Genomic DNA, 5,374 nt, shown 5'->3' with positions numbered 1-5,374 from the left:
ACTATTTTTTATAAGAAACGGGGTGTTTAAATGGGTATATATTTCAATCCGACAAATGAAAGTTTTACACAGGCAAAAAATAGTATGATTTATGTTGATAAAACAGAATTATTGGAACAATTAAATTTAAGATTATCAACAGAAAATAAATGTATTGCCGTAAGCCATAAGAGATATATGCAGAGCCATTAAATTACAATAAGGACATTCATGTGCTGTTAAATGAAATTTATCATAAAACAACTATTCCATTTGTAATCATTATTGACGAATGGGATTGCGTTATCAGAAACAGTGATGACAAAGAACTTGTGCACAGTTATTTGCAATTTCTTCATTCACTGTTTAAATCGGAGGAATCAAAAGCATTTTTAGCACTCGGATATATCACCGGAATTTTACCTATTAAAAAGATTAAGGACGAGTCAGCTCTTAACAATTTCCGTGAATATACAATGATAAAATCAAAGCCTATAACAAAATACTATGGTTTCACAGAGGAAGAAGTCAAACAATTATGCCAAAAATATGATATGGATTTTGATTCAATCAAAGCGTGGTACAACGGTTATCTGATAAACGGACTTCATATGTATAATCCAAACTCTGTATCTGAAGCAATCGACAGGCATGCCTTTGCTTCTTACTGGAGAAACACTTCTTCTTTCTCATCAATCAATACATTTATTACAATGAATTATGCAGGTCTTAAAGATGACATTATGACAATGCTTGCAGGTGGAAAAGTCAGAGTAAATCCATATACATTTCAAAATGATTTTTCAACTATTGCTTCAAAGGATGATGCTTTGACTGCACTTATTCATTTGGGTTATTTAGGCTATGATGCGGATAGAAAAAAATCATTTATTCCAAACTACGAAGTGGCAACCGCATTTGAACTTGCTTTGCAGACCGGTGAGTGGTCTGAGATAGCAAAAGCGATTTCAACTTGTGACGAACTGCTTGACGAAACAATAGATGGAAACGCCATAAGAGTTGCAGAATTGATAGAACAGGCTCATGACACCTACACATCCGTTCTTAAGTACAACGATGAAAACTCATTAAGCTGCGTCCTTACAATGGCATATTTTACAGCACCTGGATATTACAATATCGTCCGTGAAATACCTGCAGGCAAAGGTTTTGCTGATTTTGCTTTTATTCCGAGATCAAATGCAGGTTTCAGACCCGCAATGATTGTTGAACTTAAATATAATCAGTCTGCCGAAACCGCTATTAAGCAGATAAAAGAGAAAAAATATCATGGCGCATTATCCGGATACAGTGACAAAATTCTCTTAGTTGGTATCAATTATAATACGGATGGTTCAGACAAAAAGCACCATACTTGTGTGATTGAGGAGTGGAGAAATTCCTAATATAACAGCTACAAAATTCTCTTGTTTAATAATGAAGTTAAACCGGAAATCTCTCTTGTAATTAAAAAAGAGAACATTGCAGCCCTTACATTTTCTACAGTATAGCTTGCAATGCTCTCTTTTTTAATTTTTATGATTTCTGCCTTATTATCTCATAATTCTCACAATTCCAAAATGCTTTTTCTGATATGCTAAGACTTTGGTTTCCACAATATACCTCAAGACCATCATAATCAAATGCATAATCTTCTATTTTCTCCAATCCATCACACAACACGATGGATTTCACACTAAACTTTTCATTTGTTACTTCTTTTGATGTATTAAATGCATTTTCACCTATTATTTTTACATTATTCGGCAATTGCAGTTTTGCATCTGATTTATCTCCTATATATCCAACTAAATATCCGTCACTAAGGACCACCATACCGTCAGTTATCTTTGCACTACCCAGTCTCTCAAATTCTTTTGCAAGTGACTTTCTCCAAAGAATATTTGATTTCCATAAAAGCTTCATTGACTTCACATCTAAGTCTTTTGATTTTATTTTGACTTGTATGTTTGTATTTTTTCGACAGTTTTTCCCTGTATATATCGTATTCCAATATTTTTTTGCCATAACATCGGTAACTTTTTTTAAGGATGACGGAAATATAATCTTCTCAATTTCTCCACAGCCATTATATATTTCTTCCTCATTAAATTTGTCAATGGCTTCTCTTGCTGTATAACTGTAACTCATAGTGTCAACTGTCTCGCATCCCTCAGCAACTACAACTTTTTTTCTTGCATATGGAATTGCGACTAACATCCTGCCATCCTTTGTATAAATCATTCCATCTATACTCTTATAATTTGGGTCACTTTTAGATACCTCAAAATTTTCGCAGTCTCCAACATATATAACATTCCACGGACTAATTGGTGTTGAGAATTTCACCCTTTTTACGGTCTTTAAACCATCTTTCTTTATAAAACATGATGAAACCATTTTGGGGATGAATTCTTCATTATTAAAAATACTTAAATTTCCCGGCAATGTCATTTCATTTAAATTCCTACACTCCTGACATATCGCCCAGCCTATCTTTTTTACCGATTTTGGCAATATTATACTTTTTATTGCAGTATTATAAAATGCCTGCGTACCAATATTCCTTACCGATGATGCTATTTTTATAATTTTAGCATTGCGACAATCCTTAAAAGCTTTCTCCGGAATCTGTGTAACCCCCTTTTTTATAACAATCTTTTTTATTTTTCTTTTAAGTTTTTTATTAGGAATCTGCTTTTTTGTCATTTTTCCTTTACCGGATACCACATATACTCCATTCCTTAAAACTGCCGTCACATTTCCCGGTCTGACATCTGCTGACACTCTCTGTACCTCTGTCAAACACTGCCAATTTCCATCATCTGACAAAAAATATAATGCAATACAAAGAACCATAACAGACAAAATTTTTAAATCTGATTTTAGATATTTTTTCATTTTATCCCTCTTTTCTACACATATTATTATTCAAACTTAATCGTATAATTTTTACATTGCCAAAAAACATTATTGCTTATTTTTATATTGTCCCCCTTTATATATACGGTCAAATTTTTATGACCATAAAAAGCTGCTTTTTCTATTATTTTTACATTCTTTCCAATTGTAATCTGATATACCTGACTAGAATCTTCAAATACATTTTCTCCTATAACATTCACACTATCGGGTATTGTAACTTTTACATCTTTTTGACCTATATATCCACACAAATAACCGCTTGAAAGTATAATCATTCCATTGGCATCTTCAGCATATTTGTTTCTCTCCAAATCTTTTGCTAACGACTTTCTCCACGATTTTACTTTCCACAATGTCTTTATTGAATTTTCATCCAATTCCGGTGTTTCTATTTTAATTTCTATGGCATCGTAATTTTCTCTATAATCCATATAACCGTACCATATATTTTCACTATAAACACTATCCGTTACTTTCTTCACGGTTTTAGGTATTGTAATCTTGTTTAACCGTCCACATCCTCCATATGACTGCGGTTCATAAAAATAATTTGCCTTGTAAACATAACTTCCAACTGCAATAGTTTCACATCCCTCAGCAATATCTGCCTCACTTCTTCCATAAGGTATCCTAACAAGCGTTTTTCCATCTTTTGTATATATCATTCCATCTATACTCTTATAATTAGGATCACTATCCTGCAATTCAAATTTTTCGCAATCTCCAACCATGCGAACAAGTTCCGGTTCAAGTGCAGTCGAAAACTTTACTGTCTTTAACGCATATTCTCCAACGACAAATGGTTCATAATATTTATCACTTGACGGTTTTAATACCTTGAAATTTCCCGGCACAGTCAGGCTTTCAAGCTGTTTACACCTTTCACAGATTCCCCAGCCTATTCCTTTTACTGTTTTGGGTATTACCATATCTTTTACGGCAGTATCCGAAAATGCGTGCATTCCTATTTTTCTTACAGACGACGAAATAGTTATCTCCTCCGCTTTATTACACCCCGCAAATGCTTCCTCCGGTAGTTCAGTTATTCCTTTTTTAATAATAATCTTTTTAATCTTTTTTTTCTGTGCCTGCGTCGGTATTAATTTCTTTGTCATTTTCCCTTTACCCGAAACCGTAAGCACACCTTTCCTTAAACTTGTAGAAGCCGAATTATTCACCTGCTTTATTTTCTTCTTTGCTGCCGAAGCATTATCAGTCTGCATAAGCATGGTAACCGCTGCCGCCGTAACAATGCCAAACATCAAAAGCCTTTTCAAATATTTTCTTTCATAAAACTTTCTTTTTCCAATATTTTTTTCTTTTCCCATAATAACCTCCGTTTCTAGTTTTTCATAATACTACTTAATTATAAATACTTTCAATTACACCTTATATACTTCGACTTTATTCTAAACTATATTAAAGAATCCCTGTCTATAGAAAAAATATATGCTGTTTTTCTATCAGCATTTAATTTTGGCGACGCTCCTATATATATCTTATTTTTGCGTACCTGTATTCCTTCTATCTCTAATTTCTTATTTACTTTCCATGACAAGTCGTAATTTCTTGTTTTTCGTGTTTTATAATCAATAACTGATAATATAGCTTTTTGGTCCTCTGTATTATCTCCATCACATACTATATAAATATTTAAATTATCATCTATATCTATTCCCTGTAGTTGACCATTCGGAAATTCATTTTTATCCATATCACCCAAACAGGCATCTGCAAGTTTTGTACCTTTAAAATTTCTGTCCCCACTAACACGGCTATTAAAAATATTATTTACTTCATTAAAATCATAAAATGAATACTGTACATTTCCCGATGTACTTTGCTTAAACATAAGCATGGTTTCACCATCTATAGAAAGATTTACAGCACACCTTCTTAAATTTGCAAATAAACTTCGTGTTTTATTTGAATATTCTACATTAACAAAGCTATCTATTTGATTTATCGTAGCTCCTGGTTGATATTTTATTCTTCCAACAGACTTAGCCTCCCAATAATCAAACCCCTCACTCCTAATGGCACCTGCACATACTAAAAAATAATGTCTGTCTACACCTTCATACTTTTTCGTATATGGAACAAGTGTCTGACCATGCCCCACATTTTCAAGATTCATTGAGTTAACATAACTTGCTTTACTATTATTTTTAGTGTCTATTTCACATCTTGAAAGTTTAACATTCTTATCATTATAAACTTGTGTAACATAAACATATTTACTTGTTACATATATGTTTTGTATAGGTCTATATTTAACTGTAGCTCCAGCAACATCTGAAAAATTTGATAAATTCTCTATTGTAAACTTTTTTTCTCCATATACAACAGTTGTCCTTGCCATATTTCCCTGCTGAACAGCATCACTTACATCAATTTCAACCTTTCCTTTGTCATCAGGCACAATATTTTTATCACTCAAATCTAATGTCATTCCTGCAAGGTCATCAAA

The 5,374-nt window shown here is 32.8% G+C and carries 5 protein-coding genes; 2 read left to right on the top strand and 3 right to left on the bottom strand.

All coding sequences use genetic code 11. The features are described from left to right. The first annotated feature begins 30 nt into the window (after nucleotides 1-30). The gene (locus DW721_RS16530) at nucleotides 31-192 is read left to right on the top strand and encodes a hypothetical protein (protein ID WP_243036049.1); all 162 of its coding nucleotides are present in this window, start codon (nucleotides 31-33) and stop codon (nucleotides 190-192) included. After that, nucleotides 174-1,385, top strand: a complete 1,212-nt coding sequence (locus tag DW721_RS15760; protein WP_347560408.1) for an AAA family ATPase — start codon at nucleotides 174-176, stop codon at nucleotides 1,383-1,385. Before DW721_RS16530 ends, DW721_RS15760 begins: the two co-directional genes overlap by 19 nt. Nucleotides 1,386-1,515: 130 nt before the next feature. Here DW721_RS15760 and DW721_RS15755 read toward each other — a convergent pair whose 3' ends face one another. The 3 genes from DW721_RS15755 to DW721_RS15745 all read right to left on the bottom strand — a co-directional run. After that, complete coding sequence (locus DW721_RS15755; RefSeq protein ID WP_118746299.1) at nucleotides 1,516-2,880, bottom strand: leucine-rich repeat domain-containing protein; 1,365 nt, start codon at nucleotides 2,878-2,880, stop codon at nucleotides 1,516-1,518. 26 nt (nucleotides 2,881-2,906) lie between these two features. Then, the gene (locus DW721_RS15750) at nucleotides 2,907-4,232 is read right to left on the bottom strand and encodes a leucine-rich repeat protein (RefSeq protein ID WP_118746298.1); all 1,326 of its coding nucleotides are present in this window, start codon (nucleotides 4,230-4,232) and stop codon (nucleotides 2,907-2,909) included. 86 nt (nucleotides 4,233-4,318) lie between these two features. Next, nucleotides 4,319-5,374, bottom strand: a 1,056-nt coding sequence (locus DW721_RS15745) for a helveticin J family class III bacteriocin (RefSeq protein ID WP_207665632.1), incomplete at its 5' end; no start/stop codon positions are given.

The sequence above is a fragment of the Clostridium sp. AM27-31LB genome, assembly GCF_003480745.1.
GTDB lineage: Bacteria > Bacillota > Clostridia > Lachnospirales > Lachnospiraceae > Butyribacter > Butyribacter intestini.
The sequence above is the reverse complement of the archived record's forward strand: the minus strand, read 5'-3'. Positions and strand labels throughout refer to the sequence as shown.

What these genes read in the sequence shown, in the direction of transcription:
- DW721_RS16530 (WP_243036049.1), top strand. Translation starts at nt 31, where the DNA reads ATGGGTATATATTTCAATCCGACAAATGAAAGTTTTACACAGGCAAAA.
- DW721_RS15755 (WP_118746299.1), bottom strand. Translation starts at nt 2,880, where the DNA reads ATGAAAAAATATCTAAAATCAGATTTAAAAATTTTGTCTGTTATGGTT.
- DW721_RS15750 (WP_118746298.1), bottom strand. Translation starts at nt 4,232, where the DNA reads ATGGGAAAAGAAAAAAATATTGGAAAAAGAAAGTTTTATGAAAGAAAA.